Source organism: Paenarthrobacter nitroguajacolicus, from assembly GCF_051027655.1.
In the GTDB taxonomy this organism is placed as follows: domain Bacteria; phylum Actinomycetota; class Actinomycetes; order Actinomycetales; family Micrococcaceae; genus Arthrobacter; species Arthrobacter nitroguajacolicus.
On the sequence record NZ_CP073234.1, the window covers coordinates 4,485,532 to 4,500,666 of the forward strand.

Sequence of the window (15,135 nt, forward strand, 5' to 3'; positions counted from 1 at the left end):
TCGATGCACCGCCCCTACACTGAAGGAGTGGACGACCAAGGTGGTACCCGCCCGGACCTCTTGAGCCTGAAGCCGACCGCGGTCCCCCGGCTGCCCTTGGCTCTTCTGGCTCGATCCCGACTCGTGGCCAAGCTTGATTGCACGGCCGAAACCGTCCTCATCTGTGCCCCTGCCGGGTATGGAAAAACAGTGCTGTTGGGCCAGTGGCTCGAAGGTCAGATGCACAAGGTGGCGTGGCTCAGCCCCACCCAACACAACCGGGATGCGCTTTGGCCCGCGATATTGCAGGCGCTGAGGCGCTGCCCGGCCATCCCGCCCGGTGCACTCAGGCAATTTTCCGGGGACGAGGTGAACGCCGTCGACGTCCTGGGAAATCTGGCCCAGGAGCTCACTGCAATCGACGCAACCGTTCGCCTGGTCATCGACGGAGTGGACGGCTTCGCTCCAGACGAACGCGATTACTGGCTGCCCGCACTTCTCAAGCAAACAGGCCTCCCCCCACTTGGCGTTGGCTTACAGGGACAACTCTGCGGTTGATCCCCGGACCCTACCGTCTGGGCGGACGCATCGTGGAGCTGCGCTCGAAAGATCTCGCCTTCACCCTGGAAGACATCAACGTGCTGGCGGCAAAGACAACCACCCTGATGGGGAAGCATCAACTGCGCGAGCTGTTCAGGCAGACCGCGGGCTGGCCTGCCTGTGTAGTGCTCGCTCTGCGTTCCCTGCGCGAAGCCGCCGATCCCGATGCCCCTTTGGGAGACATCGCTGCCAGCAACCGGCAGCTCGGCGATTACCTGGACCAGCAGATCGTCCGCACGCTTTCCGATGAGGAACGGCTTGTACTGTCCAGTACCAGCGTGTGCCGCGAACTGGTCGCAGCGCAGGCCAACGCCCTTGCCGGCCATCGGAGTGCCGGAAGGATCCTCACTGGATTGGCCGACGACCGGGAACTTGTGGAATCGGCAGGCAGCGGACGGAAGGTCTTCCTGGTCCGTCCCATGATCCGGGCGTTCTTCAGGGCAAAGCTTCTGCGAATGGAGCCCGACGAACTGCTCAGCTACAACCGGATAGCTGCGCTGTGGCATGAGCGTGCCGGCGAACCCGAAGCGGCGCTCAGTCACGCCATCGACTCCACGGACAACGGCTTGATCGGCGAAATTCTTGAACGGCACGGCGCAACGCTCCTAGGGTCCGGCGAATTCCTCCAGGTCCGCCGCGCCCTGGCGGTCCTACCCGACACCGTTTTCGCCGCAAGCCCCAAGCTCTGCGTGGTTGCCGCCCTGGCCCACGTGGAAAGCCGTCAGCCCACTACCGCCACCCGCTACATGGTGGCAGCCCACCGAAACCGGGACGACGAATCACCTCCCGATCTCCGCGAACTGCAGGCGTTGGCAAAAGCACGCCTTTCCTGGTTCAGCGACGCCTGGGTGGACCAGGACCCGCAGGCCACCGTGGACTACGCTGCCCTACGTTTCTCGCGGCGAAGCGACGTCCGCATCGAGGCGAGGATGGTTAAAGTCACTGCCGCACTGGTCGAGGGGAAATACGGAACTGCAGAGAATGAGGCCGCCGAGGCCCTGATCGACGCCACTGAGACCGGCAACGCCTACCTCACAGGCAAGGTCTACCTCAAGCTCGCTGCCACCCACTCCATGCAAGGCCAGCTACGCCGTGCCAGTGACTTCCTGCGACTCGCCGAGGACAAGCTTCCGGCGCAAGCATGGACAGCGGGAACCGGAAGATCGATCGGAGCCCTCATGCATGCGTCGGCAGCGCTTCTTCGCGCTGAACCCGCCGAAGCCTTGCAGTTCGCCGCAACCGGCATCTCCGAGCTCGAACAACTCGGCTCGTCCGCCAAGGGAGTCGGAGCTGCCATGCGAGTCACCTTGGAAATAATCACCGCGTGCGCTCACATGGATTCCGGGGACAGGCGCAACGCCCTCGACGACATGCGGCAAGCCAGGCTGCGCATCACCTCTTTGCGCAGCCACTGGCTGCTTGCATAGCCGTCATTGAGCAAACAGCCGCGCTGGCACTGGGTCACGCCGACCATGCTCGGGAGGTCTTGGAATGGGCTGGCGAACGGATTCCGGGAACAGGTGAGCTTTGTCTTTTGCGAGCCCAGGGACCAGCGGGGATCAGCCGCTTCGATGCGGCCACAGACCGCCTCCGGCCGCTGCATACGGGTGCGGTGAAGCCAGTGCTGGAATGGACCCGGCTCCACGTGAACGTCTTGGAATGTTCCATGGCCCTCCGGACGGGGCGGCGGACGCTAGCCGGCAAACTCTTGGATGAAGCCCTGCATGTAGCCGACGAACTGGACGTCCTCCGGCCGTTGGCAATCGCTCCCCAGGATGTCACCGACCTCTTGGTGGAAAGAGCGGGTACTTTCGGCCACCAAGAGGCAATTGCCCAGCGCCTGCTTGCTTTGCACCCACCGGCTGAGGCTCGGCGAGCGCAGTCCTTGACTCCCCGGGAACGTGAGGTCCTCACGCTTCTGCCGTCCCACTTGTCGCAGGAACAGATGGCAGCGGAACTCCACCTTTCCGTGAACACGGTGAAGACCCACATTCGCCTTATTTATTCGAAGCTGGGAGCCGGTTCACGGCATGACGCTGTTGCAGCAGCGTACAAGACTGGATATTTGCCTTGGCCGTGACCTCGGATGACGCCCATCACTCACTCTAAGGAGCGCGCCCCCAAGGGTGCCACGCGATTGGGCGCCCGCCTGTTCATCGACCAGGCACTCGGCCACTCGGCCGGATTACCCACTAGAACGCAGCGAAGAGGCCCCGACCCTGCAGAAACTGCAGCAGCGTCGGGGCCTCTTGGTGTTCAGGCAGTTATGCCTTCTTGCGCGTGACCAGTCCCCAGATAATGAGGACCAGCAGTGCGCCGCCGATCGCGAGCAGCCAGGTGGACAGCGACCAGAACTCGTTGATGCCCACCTTGAAGAGCGCGCTGCCGATCCAACCACCCAGAACGGCGCCCACGACGCCGAGGAGGATCGTGGTGATCCAGCCGCCACCCTGCTTACCGGGCATGATGGCCTTTGCAATGGCGCCGGCAATCAAACCCAAAATAATCCAACCGATGATTCCCATTTTTCATTCTCTCTTTCATAAGGAGGCCCCAGTTCGGCATAAGGACGCATGCCGCTATCTGCCTGATTGTTGGCTACCAGCTGAGCCGTCGGAGCATGCCGACGGCTTGGCTGGCAGACGGCCTGCCGGCAGGGTCGGGGTCTGTCATGGCATGAAGCACCATGGACCAGCGCCGCCGCACCGTGCCGGGAATTCGGGGTTCCCTCAGAGTCCTTGCCACCATGGACTCGAGGGGAGGGCCTGGGAACGCTTTGGTTCCGGTCAGGCATTCGAGTGCAACCAGGCCCAGCGAGTAGATGTCGCTGGCGGTTGTGGACGTTCCGCCGCATACCTCTTCGGGGCTCAGGTAATGCGGTGTGCCCGAGGAAGAGTTGGGCGCCGCGTGGCGTCCGTTGAGGGCAATTCCGAAGTCCGCCAGTTTCGCGATTCCAAGACCGCGCGGGTCGGACGCGAAGTCCACCAGGATGTTGCCGGGCTTGATGTCGTTGTGGACGATTCCCCTGCGATGGACATGGGCCAAGGCGCGGGCAATATCGGTCATCCAGGCCGCCGTTTGCTCCGGGGAGGCGGGATTATCCTGCAGGAACCCACGCAGGTCCTTGCCGCCTACCAGCTCCATCACGACGAAGCTGCGGCTTTTCTGGCTGCCGACGCCCCCGGCGCCTGGCGTGTCGCCGGAGTCGAGGACCCTGACGATATTCCTGTGCCGCAACCGTCCATGGATTTCCAGCTCCCGCCGAAAGGGGGCGTTGTCCATGGAGTCCGTTGACCTGAAGATTTTCACCGCTACCGATTTGCCTGAGAGCAGGTCCCGGGCCTCGTTGACATACGCTTCCGAACCTCCACCCAGTTGGGCGCCGAGTCGGTAGCGTCCTCCAAGCACCACCTCGTTGGCAGCTACTGCGTGGTGGTCAGCTCTTGCCCCACGATCAGTTCCGGCACCCTGCCGATCAATTCCAGCGGCCCCGCGATCAGCGCGGACAGCCGCCCGTTCAAGGAGCGTCACTGAAGGAGGGATTCGATTTCGGTGGCAGGCACTCCGGTCACGTCGGCCAGAGCGCGAGGATCGACACCGGCGTCGACCGCCTTTTTGAACGCCAGTTCGAGGGTGTTCTGGGCAACGGCGAGCTCATGCTGCAGGCTCTGCCGGCGGAGAGCCGCGATCCAGACACCGCTGACGGGGTCCAGTGCGTCAATATCCATGCGAAAGCCGCAACCGCAGGCCCACTCCGGCCAGATCGGCTCTACAGAAACCCACTGCATGGAGTCGTAGGACGGCCCGGCGGAGATAGCCATATGGGAACCGCAGTGCACGGGTCCCTGGGGGATAGCCTCTTCCGTGACAATGTCCACGGTATTTTCAGCCACTGGTGTGGAGCTTGGTTCACGCAGCGCGACTGTCATCGTTCTCTCCCACACATTTCCTAGTAAGTAGCTTGGCTATCTAGTTATATGTGTACTTACTACTTAAGTCCAGTCGGGATCAGGTGGCAACGGCGTCAATCGCTGCTCTCATGCGCCTAAGAAAGTCCACCACCACCGCAGACTCCTGAGCACTAAGGGTGTCCGCCACCTCCATCATTCGGGCATGCATATCGCCCAAAGTGCTGCGGACCTCCCGGTCCGATCCTGGAGTTGGCCGGAGAATAAGCGCTCGTCGATCGGTAGGGTGCGGCTCCCGGGTGACATAGCCCAACCTGACCAACCGGTCCACCAGCGAGGTCATGGAAGCGGAAGTAATCCCCAAGCGGACAGTCAATTCCTTGGGCCCCACATCCCGGCCTGCGCGCTCGGCCTCCAGCAAATAGCGGAGCGCCATGAGGTCCGTTTCGCCCATCCCCATGGAAGCCTGGGTTCGGCGCCGCATGTCGGCTTCGGCCGATCGGTAGTCCCTGAGTGCATTCAGGACGTCCACGGCACCCATCCGCTTGCGACTCTCCAAGCCGTACCAATAGCTCTGTCGTTCACTCTTATCGCTCATCAACAATCCTCTGGTAGACATGTATCTCGATTGTCTAACCAGTTGATCCTAGGTGATATGACGAGGCGATGCGGTCCGAACCCCTTGGCATTAGAGCTTATGCACCCGGGCCACTCGCCCGCAGACGCCGCCAAACAGCAGGAGCCACTACGACCGCCACTCCGACGGCGGCGCCAATGACGGTTTCGATGATGCGGTCACGGAGCAGCAAAGCCGGATCAACCGGCGCGGCCAACAGCGTGGCAATCAAGGCCAGCGGCGTCACGAAGACCTGCGCCACCAGATACTGGCGGGCGATGAACATCTCAGCCCCGAACTGGCACGCAGCAATGACCAGGACCATGGCCCACGGTGCAGGGTTGAGCCAGAGAATGCCGGCCAGCAGCACCAGTCCGATCACCGTTCCCGCGATCCTTTGGATGCCACGACTGACCCTGTGACGCGTCGAGTGGCCCACCAACGGAACCACAGCCGCCACCATGGCCCAGTAGGTGTGCCCGAACCCGAGTCGCTCCCCAACCAACGTTGCGATGGTCCCCGCCAGGCCTGCTGCAACGAGATAACCACCGCCCTCAAGCCAGATCGCCCGGCGCTCAGCTGCGGTGTGACGGATGCGCGGAGGCCGCTTCCACGGTGTCCGGTGGCTTCTGAGCACGCGCGAAGACATGCCGATGAGCAAGCAAAAGACTGTGGTCCCCACCGCCACAAGCATTGCTTCCCAGAGGGGAGGTTGCGCGGCGATGGAGGCAATGGCAGCGAAGGCAAAAATGTGAAAGAGCGAGCCGCCAGGCCGGAGCCGCCAAGCGGCCACCACCAAGGAGCAGACACCGGCCACGACTGTGGTGGCTGCCGTCAGGAGCCAGGAATAAGCTGCACCTTCCATGCCCGCGGCCTGCGCAAAGCGGGCCATGAGGGTGGCCATAAGAACGATCAAAAGCATGAAGCCGCCGGCGCGCAACTGGCTCCGGAAACGCACACTGTGGGGCTCGTTCCTGCCATAAATTCCGGTGAACGCACCGAATGAGGCGAACACTGCCAGGTCCAGTCGCCCCAGCAGGGTCAAGGTAATCAGCGGGACAAACACACCTACAGCGCAGCGGAGTGCGGGATGGTGGTCCTTGTTTCCAGGACCCATCGTGAACATTTCCGCTACAGCCTTCAAGTGGCAGCTCGCCTTTCGTCGCAGGATCAAACGTACGACGGCGGCGCTGGCGTCCGCTTCAAGGTTACGCCCGGGTTTTAGGGCTGCCCCGGTATTAGGTACAGATAGTGCCCCTCATCACGTATGCGAGGGGCACTGTCTGCGGACAAATTCCTGAGATCAGAAGCGGGACGGGGCTCCTGGTACCGACGAGGTGCCAAGCGCGTTGCCGGCGACGTCAGTCAGGTCGGAGGCGGGGGTGTAAGTCGGGATTGTGTCTGAGCCGAGGGTCGCCCCTCCCGCGTTTCCTCCACCCAACGTGATGGTGAGTGCTTGGGATGTCGAGCTCCAGTGCAAAACGCCGCCACTGTTAGGTGTATCGAAACTCAAATTGCTCGATGTGTACTCTCCTCCGAGAGCAACCGAGCCTACTCTTAGCACCGGGCAGCTATTGGTGGTCACGGTGAGAACGTCGTTGGCACTGACATTCACCACAACCCGGTTGTTCCCGTTGCCGCTCACAGTTTGGGTGCTGGCGGGGCTGGTCCAAGTACTGCAGATGGTGCTGGCCTTGAGCGGCTCGGAGAATGTCAGAGTCACGAAATCGCCTGAGTCAACCTTGCCGGCCGTGGCTCCGCCGTTGTTCAACCGAACCCCGGTCACCGTCGGTGCAGTCACGTCCTTCGTGGAATCTGCCGTACCTGCAGGGCTGGTGTTGCCGGCTGCATCCGTTGCACGGGCTGAGTAATTGATATTTCCTTCGTTGAAGGCGCTCATGTTCAGGATTGGTGCCGTCCAGTTTCCGGAACCGTTAGCCGTCATGGTTTCCGTCAAAGGTTGGGCCCCGGCACCAGTGACCGTGAGCACCACGGTTGAACCGGGTTCGGCTGTACCGCTGACGGGAACCTTGTTCACATTGCCGGAATACACGTACACAGGAGCAGTGATAACAGGAGCTCCAGGCGCAGTGGCGTCCACGGCCGTCGCGGCGCTCCGCGTGCTTTCCGCCCCTTGCCATGCCGATAGCAACGGCGTGACCGTGTAGTACCAGGTTCCGGTAGGAACATTGCTGTCAGCGCAAATGAGAGCGGCGACTGTTCCAGTACACGTGCCTGCCGCAGCGATCCTGGTACCCGCCGTCGCCGTGGCGTAGCGGGCGATGCTGTAGCCGGTCACGGACCGTCCTGCCGCCGTCGTACTAGCTGCCCAGGTGACCGTCACGTTGCCCCCGGAAACAGCGGTGACGGGTTTGGAGCCTTGGGCTACAGTGTCGGCCTTGGCGGCTCCGGGGCCCCCGCTGATCGACCCCCAGAAGGCGGTGGCGGCCGGCCCTCCCCATGAGACGAGGAGAATACCTGCCACGATCACGGCAATTCTGTTCCAGAGGCCAAAAGTGGCCCCTGGGCCCGTTGACCGGCGATGCTTGCTCACTTCCGAACCTCCAGCGTCACGGGAACGTTGAACTGGGCGCCCTGGCAGGCAGATAGCGAACCCGCGCTCATACTGGCCGTCCCTTGGAGCGTCAAAAGGATGGACGTATTCGCCTGGATGGTTGCCGGTGGCGTCAACGGTGTTGGCGGGGGCGTAAACGTCACCCCGGTGGTGGTGCACCCGGGGTGTGCGGCATCGGCAGTCACGGGACCATTCGCCGCAATGCCGTAGATGGTGACGGCGTGGGCGTTGAGATTGGTGGCACGGAGAATGACATCGGCAGTTCCGCCGGGGACCAAGCTGGTTTGCAGGGTATCGCCCGGGACCAGGGCGTCCACCGTGACGGCCTGCATGGTGCCATTCGTTGCTGATCCGCTTCCGGTGCCCGTCGAAGCCCAGTAAGCGTAAGCGGTCCCTGCGCCGCCCAGGATGCAGAGGGCAACGGTGGCAGCGGCTGTTCGGGCCAGCCGTCCATTGCCGGGAATGCGGGGAGTTCGGACTGTGGTCTTCATGTCAGTTCGCCTGTCCCGTGCCGGAGTATGCGAGCTGGAGGGTCGCGCCTTTGCAACCGTCCTGGAGCATGGATGTGTCGAGCATGGCGATCTGCGGTCGCTTGGACTCCGGCACGCCGAGTGCGGAAAGTGAGCGGGTGCCCGGTGCAACCGTCAGCGGATACGTCCCCGAATACTGGGTGATCTTGTAGTCCGCCGTGGTGCAGGGCAGGTTGGCAGCCACCGCCGCGGGGGTTCTGACCACTTGGCTGATAGCCACGGTCAGGTCGGTCACCGCGATGCTCCTGTTGTTGGAGTTGGAAATCTGGAGGTTCACGGGCCTGGTGGTTCCGGGTGCGAGTAAGCCGTCCACCGAGCCGGTCACGTCAAATGTCCGCTTGACCTCCAGCACGTGCAGCTGCGCCGGAGCTGAGGCCTGCACAGATCCGCTGGTGCCTTTCACTGTGAAGTCCGTCTTACCGGCGACTGTGGTGGGTGCCGTTTGCACTGTCATGGTCACCTGCGCGGTGCTCCCGGAGGTGAGAACCACCGACGACGGTTGCCAGGCCGCTACCGCTCCGGCCGGCAACCCGCTGGCGGCGAACGTGACGGTTCCCGTGAAACCTCCCGTGGAGGTGGCTGACACGGTATACGTGATGGACTGACCCTGGTCCAGGCTCCGGCTTGAGGGAGAGAGCGCGACCACAATCCCTTTGGCGACCTTGGTTTGGTTTCCTTGGGAGGCGCCCTGCCCGCTGCTGGCCGCGAGGGCCGCCACCGGGCACAGGGCAACTACGAGCGCAAGTATCAGCGCACGGAGTGGCACTCGTGCTTGGCGGAACGGCGTTGTTCGCTTTGGCCGGGGGTCCATGGAAGCTCTTTTCGGACGTGTTCGGTGCTGCGGGCAGAAATGCGTAGGCCGGGGACCACCACTCGCAAGGTGGTCCCCGGCGGTCACGCGCTACAGGCTGGTGACGTTGACCGTGACGATTGCGCTCTTGCAGGCGTCCTGGTTCTCCGTGGTGCTGTCGTTGAACTTCAGCACGCCGCTGCCCACGGACGTTCCGAGGGCGCCTGCTGCCACATTGGTGTTGGTGGTGGTGGCCGTGACCTCAAACCAGGCTGGAAGACAGGTGGCCACATTGGTGGTCACATTGGCGCTGAGAGCCCCAACCACGGTGCTGGAGGTAGTGGCGTTGTCGGCAGTGTAGGCCACATTAACCTGGTTGCCCGGAGCGAGGCCGGCGTCGAACGTCGCGTGGAGGGTGACCGTTCCGCCGCCGGCAGAGTTGGTTGCCGTGCCGTTGCCTGAACCGGTGGTGGTCCAGTAGGCGTAAGCGGCTCCGCCACCCACGGCTACCAATGCAACGCCTGCGACGGCTGCGGTGACCCGGCTCTTCTTGGAAAGCTTGCGCATGATAAGGCTCCTTGGTTGATCTACGTCCCGGGGAGCCGCGTCGCAACCCCCAAGCATCCGATCGTTGTTGTCGGATGAAGCGATGTCCCCAATATTTCAGCTAGCGCAAGCCTTGTGGCTAGGTTTCCGGGTACGCCACTTTTCATTCGAACAGCCGGCGAAAGATACCCACCTTCGCGATGCCATTACTCGGTTTTCGAACCCGCACTACTTGGACCGATGCCAGAGACCCCAGTCATACCGGGGGTGCGGGTACTCGCTTTCCCAGGCCCTGTCCAAAGAGTGGACACTGCTGAATTCCCGCGGACCCGTCTTACTCCGACTTGTATGCGCGAACATTGTGCCTGTCTTGAGCAAAAACTGCGCTGGTGTTCGATTGTTTCGCCACCGCTACTTAACCACCGACGGCGGGCAGTCACCTCAGAGAGGCAACCAACCGCCGTCGCACTACAGCCCCAATGCCGCCGATAGGGACGATTTCACCACGAGTGGGGAGCATGAGGAGTCCTCATGATGCTGTGCGTGGTGCTTAGCCGTGGGCGGCGAGGATGGTGGAGGCTTCCTGGCGGGTGGTGCCGGAGGACTCGATGTGGGCCAGGGCGGCCGGGATTTCCCAGCCCTTCTTCCGCATCGCGGTGGCCCACAAACGCCCTGCCCGGTACGAGGAGCGCACCAACGGGCCGGACATGACCCCAAGGAACCCGATTTCTTCGGCCTCGTGCTGGAGGTCCACGAATTCCTGCGGCTTGACCCACCGGTCCACCGGCAAGTGCCGCTCGGACGGGCGCAGGTACTGGGTGATCGTGATCAGGTCACACCCGGCAGCGTGCAGATCCCGCAGCGCTTCGGAGATTTCCTCGCGGGTCTCGCCCATGCCCAGGATCAGGTTGGACTTGGTCACCATGCCAAGGTCCCGGCCCTGGGTGATGACATCCAGGGACCGCTCGTACCGAAACGCCGGACGGATCCGCTTGAAAATCCTCGGCACGGTCTCGACGTTGTGCGCGAACACTTCCGGCTTTGAAACACAGATCGCCGCGATGTGCTCAGGCTTGCCGGAGAAATCAGGGATCAGCAACTCCACCCCGGTGCCCGGGTTCAGTTCATGGATCTTCCGGACCGTTTCGGCGTACAACCACACACCCTCATCGGCCAGGTCATCACGGGCCACCCCGGTCACGGTCGCGTAGCGCAACTGCATCGCCTGCACGCTCCGGGCCACCTTGGTGGGTTCGAACATGTCCACCGGCGAAGGTTTGCCGGTATCGATCTGGCAGAAATCACAGCGCCGGGTGCACTCGGACCCGCCGATCAGGAACGTCGCTTCCTTATCTTCCCAGCACTCAAAAATGTTCGGGCAACCGGCCTCTTCACACACAGTGTGCAGGCCTTCCTTCTTCACCAGGTTCTTGAGCTGGACGAACTCCGGCCCCATCTGGACCTTGGCCTTGATCCACTCAGGCTTACGTTCAACCGGGACCGCCGAGTTACGCTGCTCAACGCGCAGCAACTTACGGCCTTCAGGTGCGAGTGTCATGAGTTTCTTCCTTGTTGGTATTCCATTTTCGCAGGTGAGCCCGGCGTCAGCATTCGACGACGTTGACGGCGAGGCCGCCCATCGCGGTTTCCTTGTACTTGGAGGACATGTCCTTGCCCGTCTCACGCATGGTCACGATCACCTCATCCAACGACACCCGATGCGTCCCATCACCCCACAACGCCATCTTCGCCGCGTTGATCGCCTTCGCCGCCGCAATCGCGTTCCGCTCAATACACGGAATCTGCACCAACCCCCCGATCGGATCACACGTCAACCCCAGATTGTGCTCCATCGCAATCTCCGCAGCGTTCTCCACCTGACCCGGCGTACCACCCATCACCTCAGCCAACCCCGCAGCAGCCATCGACGACGCCGAACCCACCTCACCCTGACAACCAACCTCAGCCCCCGAAATGGACGCCTGCTCCTTATACAACACACCCACCGCACCCGCAGTGAGCAGGAACTTCACCACCACATCGTCCTTATCGGCCTGCGTAGCTTTGTCCATGCCCGGCGCGTAATTCAACGCGTAATACAGCACCGCCGGAATGATCCCCGCAGCACCATTGGTCGGCGCCGTCACCACCCTGCCGCCAGAAGCGTTCTCCTCATTGACCGCCAACGCGATCAGGTTCACCCACTCCTGCCAATACTTCGGATCGTTCCGGTCCTTGTCCTCCTTCAGCAACCGCTCCAACCAATCAGGAGAACGACGACGAACCTTCAAACCCCCGGGCAACACACCCTCACGCTTCAGACTGGTTTCAACACAGGCCTCCATCACGGACCAAATATGCAGCAAACCCTCCCGGATCTCCTCCTCGGACCGGGACGCACGCTCATTGATGAACATGATGTCGCTGATCCCAAGGCCCTCGGAGGAGCACCGGCCCAGCAACTCCGCCGCCGTCCTGAACGGCAACGGCAACTCCTTTTTCGACTCCTCGAGTTCCTCCCGGGCCGCATCTTCCTCACCCTCCCGGACAATGAACCCACCACCGACCGAAAAGAACGTCGCCTCCCGCAGCACATTCCCACCAGCATCAGAGACAGTAAACTTCATCCCATTCGTATGCCGCGGCAACACCGTCAACGGATGCAGGATCATGTCCTCAACCGCGTAGTCGAGGAGCGTATCGCCGGAAAGGTTGAGCTTTCCCGTCTCAGCAATGGAAGCCAGCCGATCCTCCACCTCGTCAGGAAGGATCTCCTCAGGGTCGAACCCCTCGAGTCCAAGCAAGACGGCCGTGAAAGTCCCGTGTCCCTTGCCCGTGGCAGCCAGGGAACCGTACAGGTCAACCCGCAACCCGGCAACGGATTCGAGCACTCCGGACTCACGCAACTCCCGGGCAAACACCGCCCCGGCGCGCATCGGCCCAACAGTGTGAGAGCTCGACGGGCCAATACCCACAGAGAACAGATCAAAGACCCCAACGGCCATGGTTTTTCCTAACTAAATGTGTGTGGTCGGGATAAGTGGCCTGGGCGAACCGCCCCGGCCGTTTCGTGGGTTCCCAGCGGAACATGCCGTGCGCACGGCACGTTCCGCAGCCAACCCCCGAATCGGACCAGAACATCCCCACGCTCCCAAACCAACCCGGCGCCCGATGAACACTCCCGGCAGCTAGACCTAGTCACAACAAGCGAACCCGGCGGTCCTGTCGCTAACGGCAACCCGAGAGCTGCCCCTCCGAGTCCGGGCTCCGGCAGCATGCGTCTAAGGGAGCGTCACGTCCGCCCAGCGGGCGTCTACGCGACCGAGCATGCAGAGGAGGCCGGACTCGAAGGGCGAACCGAACTCGAAGGGCGAACCGAACCCGACGGGAACCGAACCCGACGGGCGAACCGAGCCCCGAGGCGACTTACGAGAGGTTCGAAACACCCGGGTACAGCGGGTGCGCCTTCGCAAGCACATCAACACGGTGCCGCAGCCCGGAAAGGTCCGCATCGGCGTCGGCAATCAGTACTTCGGCGATGATATCGGCAACTTCGCGGAACGCTTCTTCGCCGAACCCGCGGGTAGCCAGGGCCGGGGTGCCGATGCGCAGGCCGGAGGTGACCATGGGCGGGCGGGGGTCGAAGGGGACGGCGTTGCGGTTGACGGTGATGTCTATCTCGGCGAGGCGGTCTTCGGCTTGCTGGCCGTCGAGTTCGCAGTTGCGGAGATCGACGAGGACCAAGTGCACGTCGGTGCCGCCGGAGACCACGCTGATGCCCTTGGCGGCAACGTCGGGCTGGATCAGTCGCTCGGCGAGGATCCGCGCACCGGCAAGGACACGCTCCTGACGCTCGCGGAACTCTTCGGAACCGGCGATTTTGAACGCGACGGCCTTCCCTGCGATGACGTGCTCCAGCGGGCCGCCTTGTTGGCCGGGGAACACGGCCGAGTTGATCTTCTTGGCGATGTCGGCGTCGTTGGAGAGGATGATGCCGCCTCGCGGACCGGCGAGGGTTTTGTGCGTGGTGGACGTGGTGACGTGGGCGTGCGGGACCGGTGACGGGTGGAGGCCTGCAGCAACCAGACCGGCGAAGTGGGCCATGTCCACCATGAGGTACGCACCAACGGAGTCGGCGATCCGGCGGAACTCGGCGAAGTCCAGCTGCCGCGCGTAAGCGGACCAGCCAGCGACGATGAGTGCCGGTTTGTGTTCCAAGGCCAGGCGCTCAACCTCGGCCATGTCCACCGTGTGGGTGTCTTCGCGGACGCCGTAGGGGACCACGTTGTAGAGCTTGCCGGAGAAGTTGATCCGCATGCCGTGGGTCAAGTGGCCGCCGTGGGCCAGGTTGAGGCCCATGATGGTGTCGCCCGGCTTGATGAGGGCGTGCATCACGGAGGCGTTGGCCTGTGCACCGGAGTGAGGCTGGACGTTGGCAAACTCCGCGCCGAACAGGGCCTTGATGCGATCAATCGCGAGCTGCTCGATCACATCAACGTGCTCGCAGCCGCCGTAGTAACGCTTGCCCGGGTAACCCTCGGCGTACTTGTTGGTCAGCACCGAGCCCTGAGCCTGCATCACTGCAACGGCCGTGTGGTTCTCCGAGGCGATCATTTCCAGGCCGTCGCGCTGGCGACCCAGTTCGTCGTCGATCTTTGCAGCGATCTCTGGATCCAGCTCGGACAGCTGCGCGTCCAACGACGCCGACACGACCTGCTGAAAGTCAGTTACAGATACCGGGTTCACAGTTCTCCTCCGTTTGTTGCAGCGTATTCTTCGGCCGACATGAGCGGTCCTTCTTCGGTGGCGGCCACCTTGAACAGCCAGCCTGCGCCGTAGGGATCGTTGTTGATGAGTGCCGGATCGCTGACAACGGCGTCGTTGATCTCGGTGACCTCACCAGTAACGGGCGAGTACAGGTCCGATACCGACTTGGTCGATTCCACCTCGCCACAGGTCTCGCCGGCGGTCACAGTGGAACCAACCTCAGGGAGGTCCACGTACACAATGTCACCCAGGGCGTCAGCGGCGACGGCGGAAATCCCAATACCTACGGGCCCGTCCCCATCAACGGCAACCCACTCGTGCTCAGCCGAGTACTTCAGCTCGGCAACTACTTTGCTCATTCCAATTCCTCACTTCTCATATGTCTAAAAAATGTTCGTGGTCACGGTGACACTTGGGTTGGGTGCCGGACACCGAATTCCTCCGCGTGCTGCTCCTTCGTCGCTTTGACGCACGCTTCCGGAATCCGCTGTCCGCCTGCCGGCCGTCACCGTTGTGCCGCTCGCCTTTTGAGGAGCAGCGAACCGAGGCTTGGAACCCGCCTTTCAGCAGGTTGCCTCGGTCTCCTGGTTCCGTGCGCAAGGTGAGCCGCCGGTCCCTTTCGGGTTTGGCCTCCGGCAGCATGCGTCTAAGGGAGCGTCGCGTCCGCTCAGCGGGCCCTGTATTCGACGGGGGCCACGCCGTCCGGGTTCCCTGGCCGAGCTTGCGAGGCGAGGGGGACGGTGGGGAGCATGCAGAGGAGGTCAAAGCCGACGGAACCTACTTAACCCGCCGCCCAACGGGCGCTTCTGCGACCGAGCCCGCGG

The 15,135-nt window shown here is 62.7% G+C and carries 16 protein-coding genes; 3 read left to right on the plus strand and 13 right to left on the minus strand.

The window, feature by feature from the left end:
• Positions 1-27: 27 nt before the first annotated feature.
• The 3 genes from KCX59_RS21150 (at position 28) to KCX59_RS21160 (ending at position 2,659) form a co-directional block, all read left to right on the plus strand.
• A complete protein-coding gene (locus tag KCX59_RS21150) occupies positions 28-537 on the plus strand; it encodes a hypothetical protein (protein WP_256871409.1) in 510 nt (169 codons plus the stop codon).
• Positions 534-2,006: a hypothetical protein gene (locus tag KCX59_RS21155; protein ID WP_256871407.1), complete on the plus strand. Its 1,473-nt coding sequence runs from the start codon at positions 534-536 to the stop codon at positions 2,004-2,006. Before KCX59_RS21150 ends, KCX59_RS21155 begins: the two co-directional genes overlap by 4 nt.
• Positions 2,007-2,245: 239 nt before the next feature.
• Entirely contained in the window at positions 2,246-2,659 is a 414-nt protein-coding gene (locus KCX59_RS21160) for a helix-turn-helix transcriptional regulator (RefSeq protein ID WP_256871405.1), read from the plus strand.
• A gap of 184 nt (positions 2,660-2,843) precedes the next feature.
• Here the strand turns inward: KCX59_RS21160 and KCX59_RS21165 are convergent, their stop codons facing one another.
• The 13 genes from KCX59_RS21165 to gcvH all read right to left on the minus strand — a co-directional run bounded on the left by KCX59_RS21165 (position 2,844) and on the right by gcvH (position 14,670).
• Positions 2,844-3,104: a GlsB/YeaQ/YmgE family stress response membrane protein gene (locus KCX59_RS21165; RefSeq protein ID WP_091463889.1), complete on the minus strand. Its 261-nt coding sequence runs from the start codon at positions 3,102-3,104 to the stop codon at positions 2,844-2,846.
• 73 nt (positions 3,105-3,177) lie between these two features.
• Positions 3,178-4,110 (minus strand): serine/threonine-protein kinase, encoded by a 933-nt coding sequence (locus KCX59_RS21170; protein WP_179017378.1) that lies wholly within the window; start codon positions 4,108-4,110, stop codon positions 3,178-3,180.
• Positions 4,107-4,508, minus strand: a complete 402-nt coding sequence (locus KCX59_RS21175) for a hypothetical protein (protein ID WP_178993987.1) — start codon at positions 4,506-4,508, stop codon at positions 4,107-4,109. Before KCX59_RS21175 ends, KCX59_RS21170 begins: the two co-directional genes overlap by 4 nt.
• A 79-nt stretch (positions 4,509-4,587) precedes the next feature.
• The gene (locus KCX59_RS21180; protein WP_256871404.1) at positions 4,588-5,085 is read right to left on the minus strand and encodes a MarR family winged helix-turn-helix transcriptional regulator; all 498 of its coding nucleotides are present in this window, start codon (positions 5,083-5,085) and stop codon (positions 4,588-4,590) included.
• A gap of 97 nt (positions 5,086-5,182) precedes the next feature.
• Positions 5,183-6,247: an FUSC family protein gene (locus KCX59_RS21185; RefSeq protein WP_179017376.1), complete on the minus strand. Its 1,065-nt coding sequence runs from the start codon at positions 6,245-6,247 to the stop codon at positions 5,183-5,185.
• Between the two features lie 159 nt (positions 6,248-6,406).
• Positions 6,407-7,657 carry an Ig-like domain-containing protein gene (locus KCX59_RS21190; protein ID WP_179017375.1) on the minus strand — a complete coding sequence of 417 codons (1,251 nt, stop codon included), beginning with the start codon at positions 7,655-7,657 and terminating at the stop codon, positions 6,407-6,409.
• On the minus strand, positions 7,654-8,169 hold the full coding sequence (locus KCX59_RS21195) for a hypothetical protein (protein WP_179017374.1): 516 nt from the start codon (positions 8,167-8,169) through the stop codon (positions 7,654-7,656). The genes KCX59_RS21190 and KCX59_RS21195 overlap by 4 nt, the downstream gene beginning before the upstream one ends.
• Before the next feature lies 1 nt (position 8,170).
• Positions 8,171-9,019 carry a COG1470 family protein gene (locus tag KCX59_RS21200; protein ID WP_179017373.1) on the minus strand — a complete coding sequence of 283 codons (849 nt, stop codon included), beginning with the start codon at positions 9,017-9,019 and terminating at the stop codon, positions 8,171-8,173.
• Positions 9,020-9,109: 90 nt separating this feature from the next.
• Positions 9,110-9,565 (minus strand): hypothetical protein, encoded by a 456-nt coding sequence (locus KCX59_RS21205; RefSeq protein WP_179017372.1) that lies wholly within the window; start codon positions 9,563-9,565, stop codon positions 9,110-9,112.
• A 529-nt stretch (positions 9,566-10,094) separates the two neighbouring features.
• The gene (gene lipA / locus KCX59_RS21210) at positions 10,095-11,102 is read right to left on the minus strand and encodes a lipoyl synthase (RefSeq protein WP_179017369.1); all 1,008 of its coding nucleotides are present in this window, start codon (positions 11,100-11,102) and stop codon (positions 10,095-10,097) included.
• Positions 11,103-11,148: 46 nt separating this feature from the next.
• Complete coding sequence (locus KCX59_RS21215; protein WP_434122544.1) at positions 11,149-12,549, minus strand: L-serine ammonia-lyase; 1,401 nt, start codon at positions 12,547-12,549, stop codon at positions 11,149-11,151.
• Positions 12,550-12,970: 421 nt separating this feature from the next.
• Positions 12,971-14,290 carry a serine hydroxymethyltransferase gene (gene glyA / locus KCX59_RS21220; protein WP_364308480.1) on the minus strand — a complete coding sequence of 440 codons (1,320 nt, stop codon included), beginning with the start codon at positions 14,288-14,290 and terminating at the stop codon, positions 12,971-12,973.
• Positions 14,287-14,670: a glycine cleavage system protein GcvH gene (gcvH, locus tag KCX59_RS21225; protein ID WP_017197389.1), complete on the minus strand. Its 384-nt coding sequence runs from the start codon at positions 14,668-14,670 to the stop codon at positions 14,287-14,289. Before gcvH ends, glyA begins: the two co-directional genes overlap by 4 nt.
• Between the last annotated feature and the right edge of the window lie 465 nt (positions 14,671-15,135).

Coding starts and splice junctions, on each gene's coding strand:
- KCX59_RS21160 (WP_256871405.1), top strand. CDS start 2,246: ATGGCCCTCCGGACGGGGCGGCGGACGCTAGCCGGCAAACTCTTGGAT.
- KCX59_RS21165 (WP_091463889.1), bottom strand. CDS start 3,104: ATGGGAATCATCGGTTGGATTATTTTGGGTTTGATTGCCGGCGCCATT.
- KCX59_RS21175 (WP_178993987.1), bottom strand. CDS start 4,508: ATGACAGTCGCGCTGCGTGAACCAAGCTCCACACCAGTGGCTGAAAAT.
- KCX59_RS21180 (WP_256871404.1), bottom strand. CDS start 5,085: ATGAGCGATAAGAGTGAACGACAGAGCTATTGGTACGGCTTGGAGAGT.
- KCX59_RS21195 (WP_179017374.1), bottom strand. CDS start 8,169: ATGAAGACCACAGTCCGAACTCCCCGCATTCCCGGCAATGGACGGCTG.
- KCX59_RS21200 (WP_179017373.1), bottom strand. CDS start 9,019: ATGGACCCCCGGCCAAAGCGAACAACGCCGTTCCGCCAAGCACGAGTG.
- KCX59_RS21205 (WP_179017372.1), bottom strand. CDS start 9,565: ATGCGCAAGCTTTCCAAGAAGAGCCGGGTCACCGCAGCCGTCGCAGGC.
- lipA (WP_179017369.1), bottom strand. CDS start 11,102: ATGACACTCGCACCTGAAGGCCGTAAGTTGCTGCGCGTTGAGCAGCGT.
- KCX59_RS21215 (WP_434122544.1), bottom strand. CDS start 12,549: ATGGCCGTTGGGGTCTTTGATCTGTTCTCTGTGGGTATTGGCCCGTCG.
- gcvH (WP_017197389.1), bottom strand. CDS start 14,670: ATGAGCAAAGTAGTTGCCGAGCTGAAGTACTCGGCTGAGCACGAGTGG.